Annotated in this window: 13 protein-coding genes; 5 read left to right on the top strand and 8 right to left on the bottom strand. The window is 75.0% G+C overall.

What is annotated here, in order from left to right; genetic code table 11:
- Positions 1–182 precede the first annotated feature (182 nt).
- Positions 183–380, top strand: a complete 198-nt coding sequence (locus FB457_RS01285; RefSeq protein ID WP_145780499.1) for a hypothetical protein — start codon at positions 183–185, stop codon at positions 378–380.
- 197 nt (positions 381–577) lie between these two features.
- Here FB457_RS01285 and FB457_RS01280 read toward each other — a convergent pair whose 3' ends face one another.
- Positions 578–3595, bottom strand: coding sequence for an AfsR/SARP family transcriptional regulator (locus FB457_RS01280; RefSeq protein ID WP_486588891.1), 3018 nt, complete (start codon positions 3593–3595; stop codon positions 578–580).
- 338 nt (positions 3596–3933) lie between these two features.
- Here FB457_RS01280 and FB457_RS01275 point away from each other — a divergent pair, with 338 nt between their 5' ends.
- The 3 genes from FB457_RS01275 to FB457_RS01265 all read left to right on the top strand — a co-directional run bounded on the left by FB457_RS01275 (position 3934) and on the right by FB457_RS01265 (position 9078).
- The gene (locus FB457_RS01275) at positions 3934–5082 is read left to right on the top strand and encodes a helix-turn-helix domain-containing protein (RefSeq protein WP_078898705.1); all 1149 of its coding nucleotides are present in this window, start codon (positions 3934–3936) and stop codon (positions 5080–5082) included.
- Positions 5083–5695: 613 nt separating this feature from the next.
- Positions 5696–6544 (top strand): SAM-dependent methyltransferase, encoded by an 849-nt coding sequence (locus FB457_RS01270; protein WP_047017841.1) that lies wholly within the window; start codon positions 5696–5698, stop codon positions 6542–6544.
- A gap of 266 nt (positions 6545–6810) precedes the next feature.
- Positions 6811–9078, top strand: coding sequence for a glycosyl hydrolase (locus tag FB457_RS01265; RefSeq protein WP_047017842.1), 2268 nt, complete (start codon positions 6811–6813; stop codon positions 9076–9078).
- A 137-nt stretch (positions 9079–9215) separates the two neighbouring features.
- Here the strand turns inward: FB457_RS01265 and FB457_RS01260 are convergent, their stop codons facing one another.
- From FB457_RS01260 to FB457_RS01250, 3 genes are all read right to left on the bottom strand, one after another.
- Positions 9216–10424, bottom strand: coding sequence for an FAD-dependent oxidoreductase (locus tag FB457_RS01260; protein ID WP_145780497.1), 1209 nt, complete (start codon positions 10422–10424; stop codon positions 9216–9218).
- Complete coding sequence (locus FB457_RS01255) at positions 10421–11782, bottom strand: FAD-dependent oxidoreductase (protein ID WP_047017843.1); 1362 nt, start codon at positions 11780–11782, stop codon at positions 10421–10423. Before FB457_RS01255 ends, FB457_RS01260 begins: the two co-directional genes overlap by 4 nt.
- Positions 11783–11883: 101 nt before the next feature.
- Positions 11884–14067 (bottom strand): molybdopterin oxidoreductase family protein, encoded by a 2184-nt coding sequence (locus tag FB457_RS01250; protein WP_145780495.1) that lies wholly within the window; start codon positions 14065–14067, stop codon positions 11884–11886.
- A 210-nt stretch (positions 14068–14277) separates the two neighbouring features.
- On the opposite strand from FB457_RS01250, the gene FB457_RS35785 reads away from it, so the two are divergent.
- The gene (locus tag FB457_RS35785; RefSeq protein ID WP_347612648.1) at positions 14278–14511 is read left to right on the top strand and encodes a hypothetical protein; all 234 of its coding nucleotides are present in this window, start codon (positions 14278–14280) and stop codon (positions 14509–14511) included.
- A gap of 3 nt (positions 14512–14514) precedes the next feature.
- On the opposite strand, the gene FB457_RS01240 is transcribed toward FB457_RS35785, so the two are convergent.
- The 4 genes from FB457_RS01240 to FB457_RS01225 form a co-directional block, all read right to left on the bottom strand.
- Positions 14515–14766, bottom strand: a complete 252-nt coding sequence (locus FB457_RS01240) for a DUF397 domain-containing protein (RefSeq protein WP_145780493.1) — start codon at positions 14764–14766, stop codon at positions 14515–14517.
- Positions 14763–15617 carry a helix-turn-helix domain-containing protein gene (locus FB457_RS01235; protein ID WP_047020340.1) on the bottom strand — a complete coding sequence of 285 codons (855 nt, stop codon included), beginning with the start codon at positions 15615–15617 and terminating at the stop codon, positions 14763–14765. The genes FB457_RS01240 and FB457_RS01235 overlap by 4 nt, the downstream gene beginning before the upstream one ends.
- A gap of 133 nt (positions 15618–15750) precedes the next feature.
- Positions 15751–17418, bottom strand: coding sequence for an ABC-F family ATP-binding cassette domain-containing protein (locus FB457_RS01230; RefSeq protein WP_047017847.1), 1668 nt, complete (start codon positions 17416–17418; stop codon positions 15751–15753).
- A gap of 184 nt (positions 17419–17602) precedes the next feature.
- Entirely contained in the window at positions 17603–20017 is a 2415-nt protein-coding gene (locus tag FB457_RS01225; RefSeq protein WP_145780845.1) for an FtsX-like permease family protein, read from the bottom strand.
- Positions 20018–20024: the final 7 nt, after the last annotated feature.

Here is a 20024-nt window from a genome sequence, read left to right as displayed (position 1 = left end):
CCGCACTCCGGTTGAGCAGAACGCTAGGGACCCGGCGGCCCCGGAATCGTCACCTCATGGATGACACCTGCGCGTAGCTCGCGCGGGGGACAGCGGCCGGTGCGCCGCCTGTTTCGCGTGGTGGCGGGCGGGTGTGGCCGATCGCCCGCGGGCGGGTGGCGCGTACGGCTACGCTCGCGCGCATGAGCGGTGGGTTGCGTGCTCTCGGCGGGGTGCTGCGCAGCAGGCTGCCCGCAGTGGCGGGGATCGCCGGGCTGCTCGTCGGGGCGGCGGCGACGTGGCTGGTCGTGGACTCCGGCGCCGACGACCCCAACCCCGTGCTGGACTACGCGGACGCGGACGTGGACGGCGACGGGGACCCGGCGCGGGTGCTGCGGTAGCCGGCCGCCGTCGCCGCGCGCCGCGCGTCAGCCGCGGGGGGCTCCTCTGTCGGCTGCGGGGATGGGGCGGCTGCGCGCGACGCGACGTGCTCATACGCACGAGCGGGGGAGCGGGACCGGGAGGGGCGGCAGCTAATGCGTATTACCGGGACTGTGCCGCCACCCTCCGAAGGCCGTCAAGGCAACCCGCAAGCTAATCACGGGTAATCACCCCGCCCCGTACGAGGACCGCTGAACCGCCAGTCCCGGGTGAAGGGTTCGGGGGGCGGGTGGTAGCCCGTTCTCTCCTCGATGCGGTGGGCCTCTGCCGTGTGGAGGGCGGCCTTGCCGGGGGTGTGCGTCGCGTGAGCGATCGCCGCGAGGGCCGTCAGGGCGTGGTGGGCCGTGAGGGGGAGGTCGAGTTCGCGGGCCGTCGCCAGGGCGAGTTCGGCGTGGTCCGTGGCCGTGGCCGCGTCGCCGGTGTCGAGACGGAGGAGGGCCAGGGCGGCGTGGGCCTCGGCCTCCTGGTGGCGGAAGGCGCAGCGGCGGGTGAGGGCCAGGGCCGCCGTGAGGTGGTCCGCGGCACGGGTGAGGTCGCCGCGCATGCGGTGCAGGCGTGCGAGGGTGATCAGGGCGTCCGCCTCCTCCGTGGGGTCGCCGCCCTCGCGGGCGGTCCTGAGGGCCCGTTCCGCGTGGGGCCCGGCGAGGTCGGGGCGGCGCCTGCCGAGGTGGGCGCGGGCGACGGCCTCGTAGGCGTCGGCCTTGTTGTGGCGTTCGCGGTGCTCCCGGCAGAGCCGCAGCGCTTCGGTGGCGTCCGCCAGGGCCTCCTCGTAGCGTCCCAGGTGGTGGTGGACGAGGGAGCGGTTGATCAGCGGGCTGATGGCCCGCGGGGGCTGCCGGTGGTGCAGGCAGACCTTGATCGACTCGGTGGTGCACGCGAGTCCGCTTCCGAGCTGCCCGAGGTAGACGTGGATCAGCCCCAGGGTGTTGAGCGAGTTGGCCAGTTGCACCGGCATGTCCAGGGAGCGCAGCACCTCCATGCCCTGCTCCTGCCAGTGCAGCGCCCGGCGCATCTCGCCGTGCTGGCCCGCGTGGACGGCCAGGTTGCTGAGGATCGCCGCCTCGCCGCGCTGATGGCCGGTGGCACGGTAGTCGTCCAGCGCGCGGTGGAGGGCTGCGAGCGCGGCGCCGGAGTCGCCGGTGCTCTGCCGCAGCAGCCCCAGGCCGTGGTACATCGCCCCCCGCGCCAGCACGTCGCCGTGCTCTTCCGCCGCGCGCAGCGCGGCCGTGACCGTCGCCTGCCACTCGGGCTGGTGGCGGCGGTAGAAGAAGAACATCCGCAACTGGTCGGCCAGTTGCCAGGCGATCGCGTACGGCCCTGCCGTGGCGGCGCGGTTGACGACGGCGACGAGGTTGGCCCGCTCCGCGTCGAGCCAGGTGAGCGCCTGCGGTCCGGCGCGGAACCGGCCGGAGGGCTGACGGGGGCGGGGAAGCTGGGCCAGGCCCGAGAAGTCGACGGCCGTGGCGGCGTCCGTGGAGGTCAGGTACCAGTCGCACAGCCGCCGCCACGCGGCCTCGTGCCCCGGGTCCGCCGCCGCCCGCTCGGCGGCGTAGAGCCGCAGCAGGTCGTGGAACTGGAACCGGTCGGCGCCCGTGTGCTGCACCAGCCCCGCGGTCGCCAGCCGGTCCAGCGGCTCCTCGGCCGCCGCGGGCGGGCAGCCGAGCAGCGCGGCGGCCGACGCCGCCGTGAAGTCCGGCCCCGGGTGGAGCCCGAGCAGGCCGAACAGCCGGGCGGCGGCCGGCTCCAGGGCCGCATAGGAGTGGTCGAAGGCGGTACGGACCGCGGCCTCGCGGTCGCCGGCGATGGACAGCTTCGCCAGCCGCCCGTCGCCGGCCAGCTCGTCCGCGTACGCCTCCAGGGAACGCCCCGGCCGCGCCGCCAGGTTGGCCGCGGCGATCCGCAGCGCCAGCGGCAGCCGGGCGCACAGCTCCGCCAGCCGCGCCGCCGCCGCGGGCTCGGCGGCGACGCGCCGCTCGCCGAGGATGCCGGCGAGCAGGTCGCCGGCCTCGCCGGGGCGCAGCACGTCCAGCGGTACGGGGTGCGCCGCGTGGCTGGCCGTCAGGCCCCGCAGGTCGGAGCGGCTGGTGACGAGCACCGCGACGCCCGCGGTGCCGGGCAGCAGGGGACGTACCTGCTCGGCGTCCGCGGCGTCGTCGAGCACCAGCAGCACGCGGCGGTCGGCGGCCCGGCCGCGGAACGCCCTGGCGCGGTCCTCCAGCGACTCGGGGATGGCGGCGGCGTCCTCGCCGGAGGCGCGCAGCAGGGCGGCGAGGACGTCGGCGGGGTCACGGGGGCGTTCGCGGGTGCCCTGGAGCCGTACGTACCACTGGCCGTCGGGAAACGCCCGCCGCAGCCGGTGCCCGAGGTGGACGGCCAGCGCCGACTTGCCGACCCCCGGCGAGCCGGAGACGACGACGGGCGCGGCGTCGCGGCACTCCAGCAGCTCCGCGAGGCGGGCGACGAGGTCGGTACGGCCGGCGAAGCCGCGTACGTCGGGAGGCAGTTGGCACTGCGCCAGCCACGCGGGCGGGGCGGACTCCGGCCGCCGCACCGGGGCCGCCCCGGCGGGCTCCGGCACGCTCAGCTCCGGGTCGCCGCCCAGGACGGCCTGGTGCACCTGCTGGAGCGGCCGGCCCGGGTCGATGCCCAGCTCCTCGGCGAGCAGGCGGCGGATGCGCCGGTAGTGGTCGAGCGCGTCGGCCGGGCGGCCGCAGCGGTAGAGGGCGGTCATGTACTGGGCGGCCAGCCGCTCGTCGAGCGGGTGGGCGGCGCTGCGCGCGGCGAGTCCGGTCAGCAGCGCGGCGTGGTCGCCGAGGCGCAGCCGCACGTCGGCGCTGTCCAGCTCCGCGGCGAACAACTCCTTGGCGAGGGCGTCGCGTACGCCGTTGAACCACGGGGTGTCGACGCCGGGGAACGGCAGGCCGCGCCAGAGCGCGAGTGCCTCGCGGAAGAGCCCGGCGGCCGCGGCGTCGGTGGTCGTCGTCGCGGCGCGGGCGCGGGTGAGGAGCAGGCGGAAGCGGTGGACGTCCACCGAGCCGGCGGGCCCCACGGCCAGTTCGTAGCCGTCGGGGCTGCGGTGGAGGGTTGCCTGCGAGCCGGCCAGGGTACGGCGCAGGCGGGACAGGTAGCTGTACAGCGTCTCCGTGGCCCGTTGCGGCGCCGCGTGCCCCCACACCCCGGTGGACGAGCTGCGCCGTGGGCACCGCGCGGCCCCCGTCGAGCAACAGTGCGGCGAGGACGCTCCGCTGCCGCGCGGGCCCGAGATCGACCGGACGGCCGTCGGCTGCCGCGGCCTCGATCGGGCCGAGCAGGTGAAACTCCATGCGCGTCCTTCGTCTGCCTGGCCGCCCGCCGGGCGGCTCTGCCAGCGGATTCCAGGTTCCTGCAAGGTCCGTGCCAGGTGCGTTCCGCATCGTGGGTGCCGTTACCGGCCGCGGGGGCCGTCACACGGGGGACGGCCGCGCGCTCGCCGATGCGCGCGCGGGGCCGGGTTCCATCGACCGGGGGACGATCATGCTCCGCATCCACTTCCGCGACGCCGACCTGGCCAGGACGCGCGTCGCCGGCGCGCCCGACCCGCTCTGGGAGATCGCCGTCAGCCTGCACCGGCTGCAGACGCGCAAGGGCCGGTACGCGCACGCCGCGTGGTACCGCATGGCCCGCCGGATGCTGCACGAGCGGGGCCTGGAGCGCGCAGTGCGCGACACCCTGCTCCCGCTGTACCCGCGGGCGCGGTACTTCCCGGACTTCCTGACGCCCGGCCGGGCGCCGGGCGAGGCCGTCACGTCGTTCCGCGACGGTGCGGAGCTGCTGCTCGCGGTGCCTCCCGGCCGGGTGCGCGGCGAAGTCGGCCGCCTCGCCCGTACGGTCGGTGCCCCGGCGTGGGCGCGGAAGCTGGCGGAGACGGGGGAGCGCAGGGAGTTCGTACGGCTCCTGCGCGCGTACTACGAAGCCGTCGTGGAACCCTGGTCCGACCACATGCAGGCCCGGCTCGAAGCCGAGCGGGCCGCCCGCGTCCGCGAGCTGCTGCACGGCGGCTCGGAGGGGATGCTCGCCGGCCTCGCGCCGGCGATGCGCTGGCGCGCACCGGTGCTGGAGGTGCGCTACCCCGCCGGGGTGGACCGGGACCTCCGGCTGGACGGGCGGGGCCTGACGCTCGTGCCGTCGTACTTCGCAGCCGACGCCCCCGTGAGCCTCGCGGACCCCGAACTCCCGCCCGTCCTCTGGTACCCGGTCCACCACCGGCAGGCCCCCGTACCCCCCGGTCCCGGCCATCCCCCGGAGCAGCGGCTCGCCGCGCTCCTCGGCCGGGCCCGGGCGGCCGTCCTGCACGCCACCGCGCACGGCGCGACGACGGGTGAACTCGCCCGCGCCACCGGTGTCTCCGCCTCCGCGGCCAGCCGCCACGCGGGCACGCTGCGCGACGCGGGCCTGATCACCACGGTCCGCGACGGCGGCTCGGTGCTGCACACCCTCACCCCGGCGGGGGCGGCGGTGCTGCGCGCGTCGGGCGGGGCGGGCGCGGCGGCGGCCCCGCGGGCCGGGGACCGGACCTCCGACCGGACCGCGGACCGGGGTACGGCCCTGGGTACGGCCCGGCGGCCGGACGCGGTGCGGATCCGGTGCGGCTGCGGGCGGAGCCGGAGTGGTCAGCCGGGGTGAACGGCAGGCCCGCATGGCCGTTGCCCGCCGCAGTCCGCCGCGCCGGGGGTACCGGCCGGCTCGTCGGCCCCGCGGGCCCATGACCCGCCAGGCCGCGGCAGCGTCACGACCACCCCGCCCCGCCCGGCGATCTCGCTGACTCCGGCCTGCCGCGCGGCCGGTGTTCCGGCCGGCACGGCAGAAGCCCTCATGTTCCTGCGCACGGTACGAATCCCCCATCTTGCACTCCCCGTACGCGCCTGCACGGGGTGCAACGGAAGGGCCGGGCCGTGTCCACCCGGCCCTCCGCGTTGCGGACACCACGATCACCCGCCGGGCCCCCCGCGGACGACCCTTTTGACCTCCACCGCAAACCCCCCGGTCAGCGCCCCGCGCCCGGTGCCGGGCGGGGGACTAGGCCCTGTCTGACACATCCCGCCTGCGTCTGGGGGTACCGCCCACGCGCGCTTGCGCGCTGTGGGGGAGCCCGCCCAGAAGGCGGACGGCGCTATGTGTCAGACAGGGCCTAGAGCGCGGGCCGAGTCCCGGTGGTCCGGGTGGGCGGGAGCGGATAGTCTCAACTCCCGGCGTACGTAGGTATGTTCGGCTGTGGACGAGACGAGGAGAGTGGGCAGTGACGCCTGACGAAGGACCCGCGATACCCGGCATTCCGACCGACCGCCCCACCTCGGCCCGTGCCTACGACTGGATGCTGGGCGGCAAGGACAACTACGAGGTCGACCGCGACATGATCCGCGCCGGGCTGCCGCGGTTCCCCGAGGGCGTCGACATCACCCGGCAGAACCGGCTCTTCCTCTACCGAGCGGTGCGCTACCTCGCGCACGCCGGGATCCGGCAGTTCATCGACATGGGCTGCGGCCTGCCCACGAACAACAACGTGCACCAGGTGGCGCAGGAGTTCGACACGTCCACCCACGTCGTCTACGTCGACATCGACCCCATCGTCCTCGCCCACGGCCGCGCGCTGCTCGCCGACGACGACTCCACCGTGGTGATCACGGCCGACATGCGCGACCAGGAGGTCGTCCTCGGCCACCCGGAACTCCAGCGGCTCATCGACTTCAACCAGCCGCTCGCCGTCCTCTTCCTCTCCGTGCCCCACCACCTCGTCGACGCCGACGACCCGCGCACCATCCTGCGTACCGCCATCGACCGTGCCGCCCCGGGCAGTTACCTCGCGCTCTCCCAGGTCGTCACCGACGACGAGGAGCACGCCCGGGTCACGTCGGAGTACATGAACAACAACCGGGTCCCGTGGCAGACCCGCACCCCGCAGCAGGTCGACGCCTTCACCGACGGCCTGGAGCCGGTCTCCCCGGGCATGGTGAACCTGGCCGAGTGGCGCCCGGACCCGTCCCAGCCGCCGCTGCCGCCGGTCCCGCCGGAGCTGAAGGAGTACGTGGGGATCACGAAGGAGAGCAACCGGCTGTACGAGTACGGCGGTCTCCTCCGCAAGCCCTGACCGGTGACCCGGCCCCGACCCGGACCCGGCGGCCACCGCCGGGTCCGCCGCGCGGGGTCCCCCGGTCCCGTACGGCCGGGGCCGGCTTCGTCCCGTAGCGGGCGCCCCGGGGTGCGTTCAGAAACTGAACGCGGATGAGTGGACGTCGGGTTGAGTCCTGACGAGAGGTGTTGACAGCAGTTTCGGGCGGCTCTAGTTTCTGCCACGCCCCTCTGAGAGCGCTCTCACCCTCCTTTGTCCCCCACTCATTGCGAGGTACGCAGCTCGTGGGACCACAGCCGAAGCACAGACGCATCCTCCTGGCCCTCACCGCCGCCGCCACCGTCGCCGCCGGGGCCGCGCTGCCCGCCGGGCCGGCGGCCGCCGCCGAGATACCGGTGGGGCGGGGGAGTTACTCCGACACCCGGCCGCCCGGCACCTCGGGGCCCGTCGACAACGCCGGGCAGCCGGTGACGCCGAAGGTGACCGAGCGGGTCGCGGACCGGCCCGTGCCCACCAACGACTGGTGGTCGTCGCTCGCCTTCCAGCGGGCCGCCGACAACCCGTACTCCCTGCCCATGTTCGGCCACCCCCTCAGCTACCGCGCCGTGGCCGGCGGTCTTGAGGTCGGGTACGCCACCGAGCACGTCGTCGTCGGGGGCGGCGTGCAGTACGAGTTCCAGCACAAGGCCGACCTCACCCTCGGCGTCGCCGGCCTCAACGCGCCCGACGCCCGGGCGGACGGCTGGTCCGACTGGACCGTCAGCCCGTACTGGTCCGGCGGCGGCCGCACCCTGCGCGCCACCATCGGCCACGGCAGCCCGTACGTCTACGCCGAGGCCACCGGCGGCGCCGCGCAGATCACCGCCGCCGCGGCGCCCCAGGTCTTCGCCGACGACGGCAACGCCCTCGGCATCACCGTCGGCGGCAAGCACTACGCGCTCTTCGCCCCCACCGGCAGCGACTGGACCGTCTCCGGCAGCACCCTCAGCGCCGACCTCGGCGGCAAGGACTACTACTCCGTCGCCGTCCTGCCGGACCCCGGCGCCTTCGAGACGTTCAGCCGCTACGCCTTCAGCTTCGTCACCGGCTCCCGCGTCGACTGGGACTACGCGCAGGACCAGGGCCGCATGAACGCCACGTACACCCTTCAGACGGAAGCCCGCGAAGGCACCGAGACCGGCACCCTCCAGGCGCTCTACCCGCACCAGTGGAAGCACACCTCCGACCAGCTCACGGCGTACGAGTACGTCTCGCCGCGCGGCACGATGAAGGTCCGCGAGGGCGCCTCCTTCACCACCTCCCAGGACGTCACCGGCGTCCTGCCGGCGCTGCCGAAGTCGGGCGGGGTGGACCAGGGGCGGCTGACCGCCTTCGTCAACGAGGTCGCCGACACCGCCGCCGTCGGCCGCGCCGACACGTACTGGACCGGCAAGGCCCTCGGCCGCCTCGCGCAGGTCGTGCCGCTCGCCGACCAGGTGGGCGCGGCCCAGGCGCGGGACAAGATCCTCGGGGTGATGAAGGCGCGGCTGGAGGAGTGGTTCACGGCGGGCGGCGAGACGGAGTTCTCGTACGACGCGGTGTGGAAGACGCTCACCGGCTACCCGGCCTCGTACGGCAGCGACACCGAGCTGAACGACCATCACTTCCACTACGGCTACTACGTCATGGCCGCCGCCGTCGTCGCCCAGTACGACCCCGCCTGGGCCGCGGACGCCGCCTGGGGCGGCATGGTCCGCGAACTGATCGCCGACGCCGCCAACCCGGCCCGCGACGGCGACCGCTACCCGTTCCTGCGCGGCTTCGACGTCTACGCCGGCCACAGCTGGGCCGCGGGCCACGCGGGCTTCGCGGCGGGCAACAACCAGGAGGCGTCGTCGGAGTCGGTCAACCTCAGCGCCGGCCTGATCATGTTCGGCGCCGCGACGGGCGACACCGAACTGCGCGACCTCGGCGTGTACCTGCTGACGACGGAGTCGGAGGCCGTACGCAACTACTGGTTCGACGCCGACGAGGACGCCTTCCCGGCGGACTTCCAGCACAACACGCTGGGGATGGTGTGGAGCGCGGGCGGCGCGCACGCCACGTGGTGGACGGGCAACCCGGAGGAGATCCACGGCATCAACGTCCTCCCGGTCACCGGCGCCTCGCTGCACCTGGCCCGCGACAAGGCGGCGATCGACCGGAACCTCGCGGAGATGGAACGCGAGAACGGCGGCCCGGCGGTCGAATGGCGCGAACTCCTCTGGGAGTTCCAGGCCCTGAGCGACCCGGCCGCGGCGCGCGCGGCGTACGCGGCGGGCGGCGGCGGCACGTACGCGCCGGAAGCCGGCGAGTCGTGGGCGCACGTCTACCACTGGATCCACACCCTGGCGGCGACGGGCGCCCCGGACCCCACGGTGACGGCGGACAGCCCGACGGCGGCGGTCTTCGCGGCGGGCGGCACGAGGACGTACGCGGCACACAACTACGGCGCGACGGACCAGACGGTGACCTTCTCCGACGGCAAAACCCTGCGGGTCCCGGCCCGTTCCTCCACCACCGAAACCGGCTGACCGCACCGGCTCCCACCCGTGCCCCGCGCCGCCCTGAACCCCGACCCCGCGGGGCGGCGCGGGGCGCACCACGCCCTTTCCGGCGGGCTTGATCAAAAAGCAGGTCGAGCGGCTGGCCGAGGCGCAGGATCAGCGGGTCAGGTGAGGAGTCGTTCTGCCGGGGCGGGGAGTTCCTGGCCTATCAGGGCGTGGAGGCGGGGGTAGGCCGTCGGGTGGCCCAGGAGGATGGCTGCCCGGAGGGTGTTCGCTTCCGGGTCCAGGATGAGTTTGGCGTAGCGGGGAGTCGGGGCGGTGTGGGTGTAGGTGAGTTCTACCGCGGCCTCCCCCGTGGCGTGGGGGTTGCCCATGCTGGCTACGTCTACGCCCGGGAGTTTCAGCACCGTTGACGGTTCCGCCGGGGACAGCGGGGGTGGCGGGGTGGGGTTGCCGGTGAGGTGGCCGGCGACTGTGGTTGCCATGTGATAGCCGGGGGCCACCGTTCCCGTGCGGCGGCCGTTGATCGCCGCGCAGTCGCCTATCGCCCAGATCGCCGGGTCCGGGGTGCGGCAGTCCTCGTCCACCAGGTAGCCGCCCCTCTCGCCCCTGGGCAGGTCCGCCGTCGCCGCCAGGTCGTCGCGGGGGCGGGTGCCCGCGGTGAAGATCACCAGGTCTGCCCTGACGCGGGTTTCGTCCGTCAGGGTCACCCCCGACACCGTCCCGTCCCGTCCCGCGTCGATGGACTGGAGTGCCCGTCCCGGGTGGAGATCGATGCCTCTTCTGCTCAGGCCCGCTGCCAGCAACTCCGCCGCCGTCGGGTCCAGTTGCGCCGGCATCAGGTGCGGGGCCGCCTCCACCACGTGCGGGCGTACGCCCAGGTGGCGGCCGAGTGCCTCCGCCGTTTCCAGGCCCAGGAGGCCCCCGCCCACGATGACGGCCCTCTTCCCCGGTGCGGTCTCCGCCGCCCTGCGGATCGCGTTGACGTCGTCCAGCGTCCGGTAGACGTAACACCCCCGCAGCTCCGCCCCCGGCAGCGGCGGTCGGGCGGGGACGGCTCCCGTCGCCAGCACCAGGGCGTCGTACGGCAGGCGTTCCCCCTCCGCCGTCACCACCTCTTGTGCTGCTCTGTCTATTGCTGTCGCTTTTGTGCCCGTGCGGACCTGGAGCCCCGGGCCCTCCAGGGTTGCCAGCTTCAGATCCGCTTCCCCTGCGCCCCTTAATCTGTCCGTCAGCCCTATGCGGTTGTACGCCCCGTGCCGCTCCTCGCCCAGCACGGTGATCTGCCAGCGGTCCCGGCCCTCCCGGGCGCGCAGCTCCGCCAGCAGGCGGTGCGCCGTCATGCCGTAGCCGATCACCAGCAGGCGCTTCATGACCCGCTGCCCGCGAACTCCGCGCACATCTCCCGGACTTCTTCCACGCACGAACCACACCCCGTCGTCGCCCTCGTCGCCTCCGCCAGCGCCTCCGCCGTCTGCGCGCCCCTCTCCCACGCCTCCGCCAGCGCCCCCTTCGTCACGTTGTTGCACCGGCACACCACCGCCTCCGGCGGCAGTTCCGGCAGGGGGCCCGTGCGCGGGGCGGGGCGGCCGAGGAGGAGGGCCAGGCGGCTTTCCGGGAGGGGGGTGTCCGTGGTGTAGAGCTGGGTGAGGGTGGCCAGGGCCTGGGGGAGGCCGGTCAGGACGGCCGCTCGCAGGCGGCCTGCGGGGTCGAGCGACAGCCGGGCGTAGCGGCCGCGGGCCGGGTCGCGGTACGTGACGATCTCGTCCCCCGCGTCGCCCCGCCCGTCGCCCAGCACCCCCAGCGTCAGCCCCGGCACCCGCAGCCGGAACACCGGGCGCCGCCCGGCGGCGAGTCCCCGCGGCGCGGCCTTGCCCGTCAGCGACCTCGCCACCGCCTCCGCCTGCTCCCAGCCCGTGAGCAGCGAACCCCCGGGCTCCGTGCAGTCGCCGACCGCGCGGATCGCCGGGTCGCTCGTGCGGCCCGCGGCGTCGACCAGCACCCCGGTCCCTACCGCCAGGCCCGCCGCCTCCGCCAGCCTCGTGCGAGGGCGGACGCCCGTGCAGCACAGGAGGGTGTCCCAGGCCAGCGACCACTCGTCGGCGAGCACGACCTTCCCCGGCTGCACCTCCGCGGCCACCCGGCCCAGCTCCAACCCGACGCCCAGCCCTTCCAGATGCCGGGTCAGCACCTCGCCCGCCCCGGCGTCGAGGCGGTCGTCCAGCGGGTACGGGCCCGGGTGCACCAGCGTGACCCGGCGGCCCGCGCGGCGCAGCGCCGCCGCGGTCTCCACGCCGAGCGGGCCGCCGCCGAGCACGACGATCTCGTCTCCGCGCACGCGGGCGCAGTCCGTGCGCGAACGCAGCCCGGTGACGCCGTCGATCAGCCAGCCCGAGGCGTGCCGCAGGCCCGGGACGGGCGGGAGGTGCGGGCGGGCGCCGGTGGCCAGCACGAGGGTGTCGTACGGGAGCCGGTCGTGTTCCGTCGTACGCACCTGCCGCAGCCGGCGGTCGATGCCGGCCGCGGAGACGCCGTGGCGGAGGGTGACGTCCGGCAGGTCGGGCAGGCGGAGGTCGGCGGGGGTGAGGCTGCCGTCGAGGACGGCGGGGAGGAGGACGCGGTGGTACGCCGGGCCGGGTTCGGCGTCGAGGAGGGTGACGGGTCCGTCGTGGCCGTGGTGGCGCAGGCGTTCGGCGACACGGTGGCCCACGGGGCCGCCGCCGATGATCACGATGCGGGAGGCCGGTGGGGTCTCGCGGGACCCGAACCCGCCCGCCGCGGCAGCGGGTTGCCCGAACCCCGCCCGGCGCCGCCGCCTCGTGCCCGTACGCCTCATCCCGTCGCGCCCCGCACCGCCGGCTCCCGCACCCGCTCCGGCAGCCCCACCGACTCCACGCTCACCGCGCTCACCTTGAACTCCGGCATCCGGCTGCGCGGGTCGAGCGCCGTCCCCGTCAGCAGGTTCGCCCGCCCGTGGCCCGGGAAGTGGAACGGCAGGAACACCGTGTCCGTCCGCAGCGTCGCCACCAGCCGCACCCGCGCCAGCACCGCGCCGCGCGGCGAGCGCACCCGCGCCAGCTCGCCCTCCGCGAGACCGGCCCGCGCCGCCGTGTCCGGGTGGATCTCCACGATCGCCTCCGGCGCGGCCCGTACCAGCTCGGGCACCCGGCGGGTCTGCGCGCCCGACTGGTAGTGCGCGAGCTGCCGCCCCGTCGTCGCCCACAGCGGGAACCGGTCGTCGCGCGCGTCGGCCGGCTCGCGGTGGTCGACGTCCTGGAAGCGCGCCTTGCCGTCCGGGTGGGCGAAGCGGTCGAGGAAGAGCCGCGGGGTGCCGGGGTGCGGCGGGGAGCCTTCGGGGGTGGCGGGGCAGGGCCAGTGCAGCGCTTCGCCCGCGTCGAGGCGGTCATAGCTGACGCCGCCGTAGTCGGCCGTGCCGCCGCCGGACGCGCGGCGCAGCTCGTCGAAGACGCGGCGCGGTTCGGCCGGGAAGCGGTCGGGCGGCTCGCCGAGGCGGACGGCGAGTTCGTGGAGTACGGCCAGATCGGTGCGAACGCCCGGCGGCGGCGTCAGGGCGCGGTGGCGGCGCAGGACGCGGCCCTCCAGGCTGGTGAGCGTGCCCTCCTCCTCGGCCCACTGGGTCACCGGCAGGACGACGTCCGCCATCGCCGCGGTCTCCGACGGTACGAAGTCCGCGACGACCAGCAGGTCCAGCTCCGCCAGCCGGCGCTGGACCCGGTCGGCGTCCGGCGCCGAGACCACCGGGTTCGAGCCGAACACCAGCAGCGCCCGCGGCCCGTCCGCCGTGCCCAGGGCGTTCAGCAGCTCCGCCGCGCTCAGCCCGGGACCCGGCAGGCTCTCCGGCGGCACGCCCCACACCCCGGCGACGTGCGCCCGCGCCCCGGGGTCCGTGATGTGCCGGTAGCCGGGCAACTGGTCGGCCTTCTGGCCGTGTTCGCGGCCCCCCTGCCCGTTGCCCTGCCCGGTCAGGCAGCCGTACCCGGAGCCGGGCCGCCCCGGCAGCCCCAGCGCCAGCGCGAAGTTGACGAACGCCGCCACCGTGTCCGTGCCCTTGCTGTGCTGCTCGGCGCCGCGCCCGCTGAGGACGTACGCGCGCCGTGCCTCGCTCAGCAGCCGCACCGCCTCCCGCTGCGCGTCGGCCGGCACGCCGGTCACCAGCTCCACGCGCTCCGGCCACCAGCCCGCCGCCCGCCGCCACGCGGCGCGGAAGCCGACGGTACGGGCCTCGACGTACTCCTCGTCGTGCCGCCCCTCGGTGACCGCGATGTGCAGCAGCCCGAGCGCGAGCGCGAGGTCGGTGCCGGGGGCGGGGGCCAGGTGGAGCGCGGCGCGCTCGGCGGTGGCGGTGCGGCGCGGGTCGATGACGACGAGGGCGCCGGCCTTGTTGAGGTGGCGCATCAACGGGGGCATCGTCTCGGCGGGGTTGGCGCCGGCGAGGAGGACGGTGTCGGCCTCGCCGAGGTCGGTGACGGGGAACGGCAGCCCGCGGTCCAGGCCGAAGGCGGCGATGCCCGCCGCGGCGGCGGACGACATGCAGAACCGGCCGTTGTAGTCGATCATCCGGGTGCCGAGGGCCACGCGGGCGAACTTGCCGAGCAGGTACGCCTTCTCGTTCGTCAGCCCGCCGCCGCCGAAGACGGCGACGGAGTCGGGGCCGTGCGCGGCGCGTATCTCCGCCAGCCGGGCGGCGACCGTGTCCAGGGCGGTGACCCAGCCGGCGGGAGCGAGGCGGCCGGTGCGGTCGCGGACGAGAGGGGTGCGCAGCCGGTCCTGGGCCCGGAGGACTGCGGGGGCGGTCCAGCCCTTCTGGCACAGGCCGCCCTGGTTGACGGGGAAGTCGGCGTCGGGCTCCACGCTCAGCGGTTCCGCGGGGGTGGCGCCGGGCCGCAGGCGGGTGCCGCACTGGAGGGCGCAGTACGGGCAGTGCGTATGCACCGCGGGTCCCGGCGGCGGGAGCGGGGTCGGCGAGTACGGTGCGCGCGAGGAGCCACTGCTCATCCGGATACCCCACTTCAGGCGTCACCGACTTCGGAGCCGTACGGGCATCATCGCCCGCCGGGGGCGGGGCGGGAATTGGCAGATTGCTGTCAACTCCCGCACCCGCCACGTGAGGTCGGGCATTCCGGGCGCTACGCGCCCGCCGGTTCCCGCTTCTCCACGTCGTGGACCTGCGGGGATCCGGGAACCTCGACGGGCGCCGGAGCCGCGGTGGACTCCGGGCCCCCCGCCGCCGCCGCGGCCCGCGGGCCCTCGCTCAGCCCGGCGTTCGCGTGCAGCCTGCGCAGCGCCGCCGGCGCGTACCAGGAGGGCGGCCGGCTGGTGGCTCACGCGGACGTCGCGATGGTGACGATCATCTCGTCGCTGCCGGTGTGGCCCTGGATGGACGTGACGGCTTACGCCCTGGCGGTCCACCCGGTGGACCCGAAGGCGGCGGAGGTGTAGGGGTCAGAGCTGGTGGCGGCGGGCGAAGGCGACGAAGTCGGCCCAGGCGTCGGGGGAGAAGGTGAGCTGGGGGCCGGTCTTGTCCTTGGAGTCACGGACGTGGACGGCGGACGGGCAGGCGGCGACCTCGACGCAGTCGCCCTGACTGCCGCTGCTGTAGCTGGACTTGCGCCAGGAGACGGCTACTTCGATGCAGTCACCGTCGGGGCTGCTGCTGTAGCTCGACTTGAACCAGGTCAGGTCACGGGTGCTCATAGGGCTCCTCGCATCTGCAGCAAGAGGCTCACGGAATCCTCGGAGGTGAGAGCCTGCGCACACATCCTGGCATACCGCTGTTGAAGCACGCTGATCTCTTTGAGGTCGGAGATGAACAGCCCGCCGCGCTGGGCCTCGCTGTAGGCGTACCAGCGGTTCTCCGGGGTCTCGAGCAGTTGCATCGGGCCCGCTAGTCCGGCGTGCGTCTCCCGCACCTGGGGCATGATCTGAAGCTCAACGTTGGGCAACCGTGCGATCTCCAGAAGGTGGTCGATCAGCCCTCGCGTGACCTCCACCCCGCCCAATCGACGCAGAAGCAGGTGCTCTTCCAGGATGAAGCTGAACGCCGTGTTCACTCGCTCCCGCAGAAGACTCTGCCGCTCCGCCCGTGCCTCCCACTGGTCCTGGATCTGCGCTGCGCTCAGGGGCGGCAACTGGTTCCTGAACGACGCGCGCGCATACGCTTCCGTCTGAAGCAGGCCGGGAATCACGCGGCTCTCGTACGTGTACAGCGTGATCGCCTCCGTCTCCAGCCGTGCCCACTCCCGGAACCACCGCGCCAGCCCAGGCCGTCGAGCCAAATGGGGTGCCGACCTCCGCAGCGCCCCCGTGTTCCCCAGTACCGGCTCCGCCCGTTCCACGAAGTCCGGCGGCGGCATCCGCCGACCGCCCTCGATCGACGCCACCGTGTGCTTCGAGTACCGCACGCGCTCCCCGAGCTGCTCCCGGTTCAACCCCGCGTGTTCTCGCAGCGCTTGGACCACCGCGCCGAACGTCCGCATGCTGTCCGACGGCTCCGGCTCACTCCCGTATCCGCCGCCACCACCCGTCTCCACCGTGCCATCGGCCATCCCGGCCACCTCTCGCGCACCTGCCCCGTACCTCACACCCGACGCACCTATGGTCACGGACAGTTATGAGTACTGTCCACCCTCCGTGCGCGTACGCTCGCGCAGCGTACGCGCACGGAGGTATTGCGCCGCCTCACTCCCGAGGCGCGGAGGCCAGCTCCAGGCGGGGCCAGTCGGCCAGGTCGGCGAGCAACTGCCGGTCGTGGGTGGCGACCACGACCGCGCAGGGCGTGGTCGTCAGGGCCCGGGTCAGCTCGTCGACCAAAGAGGCCGACAGGTGGTTGGTCAGCTCGTCCAGCATGAGCAGGTCGGGCTGCTCGGCCAGGCACATCGCCAGGTGCAGGCGCCGCTGCTGGCCCTGGGACATGCGACCCACCGGCGTGCGCAGCGCTGTCGCGTCGAGCAGGCCCAGCCCGCTCAGCGAGGGCGCACTTCCTTTCAGCCCCCGGGACCGGAGCCGGTCCACATGCGCCTCGTACGCCCGGTAAGCCGTGTGCTCCGGGTTCCAGACGGGGACCTCCTGGGAGAGCAGGACCACCCGTGCGTCGTGGTGGACGTGCAGGCTGCCCCCGGTGGGGTGTAGCTGCCCGGCCAGCACGCCCAGGAGGGTGGACTTGCCCGCCCCGTTGGGGCCGGTCAGCAGCAGCCGGTCGCCGCCGCTGATGGTCACCTCGACCGGCTGGTGCAGCCGTCCGGCGACCGTGAGGTCCTGCCCGTGCAGGACCGGGCGTCCGGCCCGGGTGCGCAGGTCGGGGAAGGACAGGCTCCGGGGCGGCTCGGGCACGGTGATGCGGTGCCGTTCGAGGTCTTCCACGCGCCGGTTGAAGGTCTGCACGACCCCGGCGGCACGGGTTGCCCGCTGGTGCTTTCCGGTTCCCTTGTCCGGGCGCCAGCCGGTCTGGAGGCGCCCGCGGGCCTCCTCGGCGGCCCGGGTGAGTTGCGCGTGTTCGGCCTGCTGGGCGGCGTGCTCCTGCTCCCACCGCTCCCGCTCGCGGCGGCGGCCCTCGACCCACCCGTCGTACCCGCCCGCGTACAGGCGCGGCAGACCGTCCCGGCTCGGGTCCAGGTCCAGGAACGTCGTGGCGACCGCGCGCAGCAGCGCCCGGTCGTGGCTGACCACGGCCACGCCCCCGGCGCGCTCGCGGAGGCTGCGCTCCAGGAAGCCCAGGGCTGCTGCGTCCAGGTGGTTGGTGGGTTCGTCCAGCAGCAGCAGATCGGTGGCCGAGCCGAGCACGACCGCCAGGCGCACGCGGTAGCGCTGCCCGACCGACAGGGTCGCCAGGCGCCGGTCGCGGTCGGTGCAGGCGCCCAGGCCCTCCAGGGCGACGTCGACGCGCCGCTCGGCGTCCCAGGCGTCGAGCGCGGTGGCGACTTCCAGGGCCCGGGCGTAGGCGTCGTCCGCGCCGGGCGAGCCCTGGGCAAGTGCCTCGGTCGCGCCGTCCAGCAGGTCCAGGGCGGTCAGGGAGTCCCCGACCGCTTCTTTCACCAGGTCGCCCACCGTGCGCTCGTCCTCGGCGTGCAGCGTCTGCTCGACCAGCGCCAGCGTTCCCGTACGCGAGACCGTGCCCGCGTCGGGCGTCAGCGTGCCGGCCAGCACGTGCAGCAGGGTCGTCTTGCCCCGTCCGTTCTCGCCGACGACGGCCAGGCGCGAACCGGCCGAGACCGTCACGTCGGCGCCGGACAGGACCGTGCGCTCGCCCAGCCGGACCGCGATCCCCTCGGCGCGCACGTGTGCGGCGGCGCCGGCGGGAAGGTCCCGGGACAGGGCGGAGAAGGGGGAAGAGGAATCCGTACGAAGCATGCGTGTTCTCTCAGCTCGTCATGGAGCCGGGCACCACGCGGGGGCCGCCCGGCAGAAGGCCAGGACGGCGGGCGAGAGATCAGCCGGGTTCCGCCGCCGTCAGCGGCGGAACCAGGGCTTCATACAGAAAGACATGCCCCCAGCGTACGGGCGGGCCCGAGTGGGGGCGAATCAATTACCCCCCTCACTCCGAGCGCAGCGCCGTTGCCGTGCGGGTGGCGGCGGCCCAGGTGGCGGGGAGCAGGGCGCCCGCGGTGGCGATCGCGATGCCCGCCAGGGCGAGCAGGACCAGGTGCGCGGGCGTGTAGACGGCGACCAGGGCGTCCGGAATGTTCGTGCCCACCGAGCGGCCCATCTCCGGGACCACGTAATGGTGCAGTGCCGCGCCCAGCGGCACGCCCGCCGCGCCCGCCGCCAGGCCGATGCCCGCCACCGACGTGAGGACCATCGCGACCGTCTGCCGCGGGCTCATGCCCAGGGCCTTGAACACGCCCAGGTCGTGGACCCGTTCGCGGGTGTCGAGGACGACGGTGTTGAGGACGCCCAGGCAGGCCACCGCCACCAGCATCGCCGTCAGCATCGCGATGAGGGCCTGCATGGCGACGAGCACGGGGGAGTCCCCGTCCTCCGCCACGGCCATCGCCTCCGCGCCCAGCGGCTCCAGGGCCGCGTTGAGTGCCGTGAGGTACGTGCCGCGGTCGGTGCCCGGGGCCAGGTCCACCACGTACTCGTCCGGCTCCCACGCCGGGACCAGGCCGGAGACGGAGGCGTGCGCGGTGCGCACGGCCAGGCCCTCGTCGTTCAGGTCGAAGACCTCGCCGACGATGCGGAGTTCTGCTGTGCGGTCACCGTCCCGGAGGGTGACGGTGTCGCCGAGGGCGGTGTTCGTGGCCTGGAGGAAGCGCGCCGGGGCGACCGCCTCGCCGGGAGCCGTGAACCAGCGGCCCGCCGCCATGCGGTAGCCGTCGGCGGGGGCCTTGCCGCGGTACGTGACCAGCGGTACGGCGCCCTTGCGGCCGGAGACGGTGACCTCGGTCTGCGCGGTGGCGAAGTGGTGTGCCGTCTCCGGGCGGGCGTCGATCGCCGCGGTGACCTCCGCGGGGGAGGCGCCGGAGGCGGGACCGGCGGCCGGAGCCGGGGGCTGCGGGGGCGTGCCCGGACCGGCTTCCGTACCGCCGGGGCCGCCCGGTGCCCCCGGGACGCCCGCCCCCGGCGGCGGCAACATCCGGTGCACCGTCACGTCCCCCGCGCCGTCCGGCGTCCCCTCCCGCTCCAGCGCCAGCAGCGACGTCCCCAGCCCCACCGCGAACGTCACCGCCAGCGCCCCGAACGTCACCGCAGCCGCCATCGTCGCCGACCGCGCCGGCCGGGCGAACGGGCCCGCCAGGCCCAGCACCACCGCCCGCGGCAGCGGCAGCCGGCCCAGCGCGTGCCGCACCCGGCGCCCCCGCGCCGCCCGCGGCGTGCGGCCGACGCTGAGCGCCGCCGTCGTACGCAGCCGGGCCGCACGCAGCGCCGGGCCCAGGGCCGTCGCCGCGACCAGGGTGAGGACCGCCGCCGGCACCGCGAGCGAGACCCACAGCGGGATGAGGATCCGCCCCGTGCCGTACGCGCTCGCGACCTCGTTCATCAGCGGCACGGACAGCGCGTTGCCCAGCCCCGCGCCCAGCACCGCCCCCGCCGCCGCCGGGATCGCCGCCTGCGCGACGTACGCCCGCGCGACCTGCGACGGCGTGAAGCCCAGCGACTTCAGCACCCCGATCCGCCGGGTCGCCGCGCCCACCGCGCCGCTGACGACGATGCTCACGATCAGCACCGACATCGCCAGCCCCAGCAGCGCGAAGGCGGTGACGAAGGGGATGAAGGCGGCGGTGTCCTCGTTCGCGGCCTGCTTGACGTCGAGGTACGACTGAGACCCCGTCAGCGCCCCCGCGGGGACGGCCGCCGCCACCGCCTTGCGCGCCGACGCGACCTCGCCGCGCGTGTCCGCGCCGGTCAGCCGGTAGAGCATCTGGCGGTCGGGACGGGCGCCTTCGGCGGTGAGTGCGCCGAGCTGCGCCGGCACGACCCAGCCGTCCGCGCTCTCGCCCACCGACTCGGCGATCCCGACGACCGTGAGCACCGGCCCGTCCGGCACCCCGTCGACCTCCACCCGCGCACCCAGCGCCATGTCCCTCGACCGCGCGCCCGACTCGATCACGATCTCGCCGGGCGCCCGCACCCAGCGGCCCTCCGTGACGTCCAGGTCGTCGACCTCGCCGCCCGCCGACTTCCGCCCCGCCACCGTCAGCGGCGGCGACTTGGCCCCCTCGGGCGCGGTGGTGACGTGCAGGCGCAGCGAGGTGATCCCGTACGGGCCGGCCGCCGCGGTGACGCCTTCGGCCCCGGCGGTGGCGCGCACCCGCGCGGCGGTGGCCTTCTCGGCGTCGAACTGCCCGGTGAGGTGGGCGCCCTGCTGCCGGGCGAAGGCGTTGTCGAACGGCGCCCGGGAGCCGACGAGCAGCCCGGTCGCCAGCACGGCCGCGGCGACGGTGAGCACCGTGGTCAGCACCATCACGGTGGTCTGCACGCGCCGCCGGCCCACCTCGGCGCGCACCACCCGGCCC

Source organism: Streptomyces sp. CNZ287 (assembly GCF_007827615.1).
Note: the sequence above shows the minus strand (reverse complement) of the source record. Positions and strands in the feature narration are given on the sequence as shown.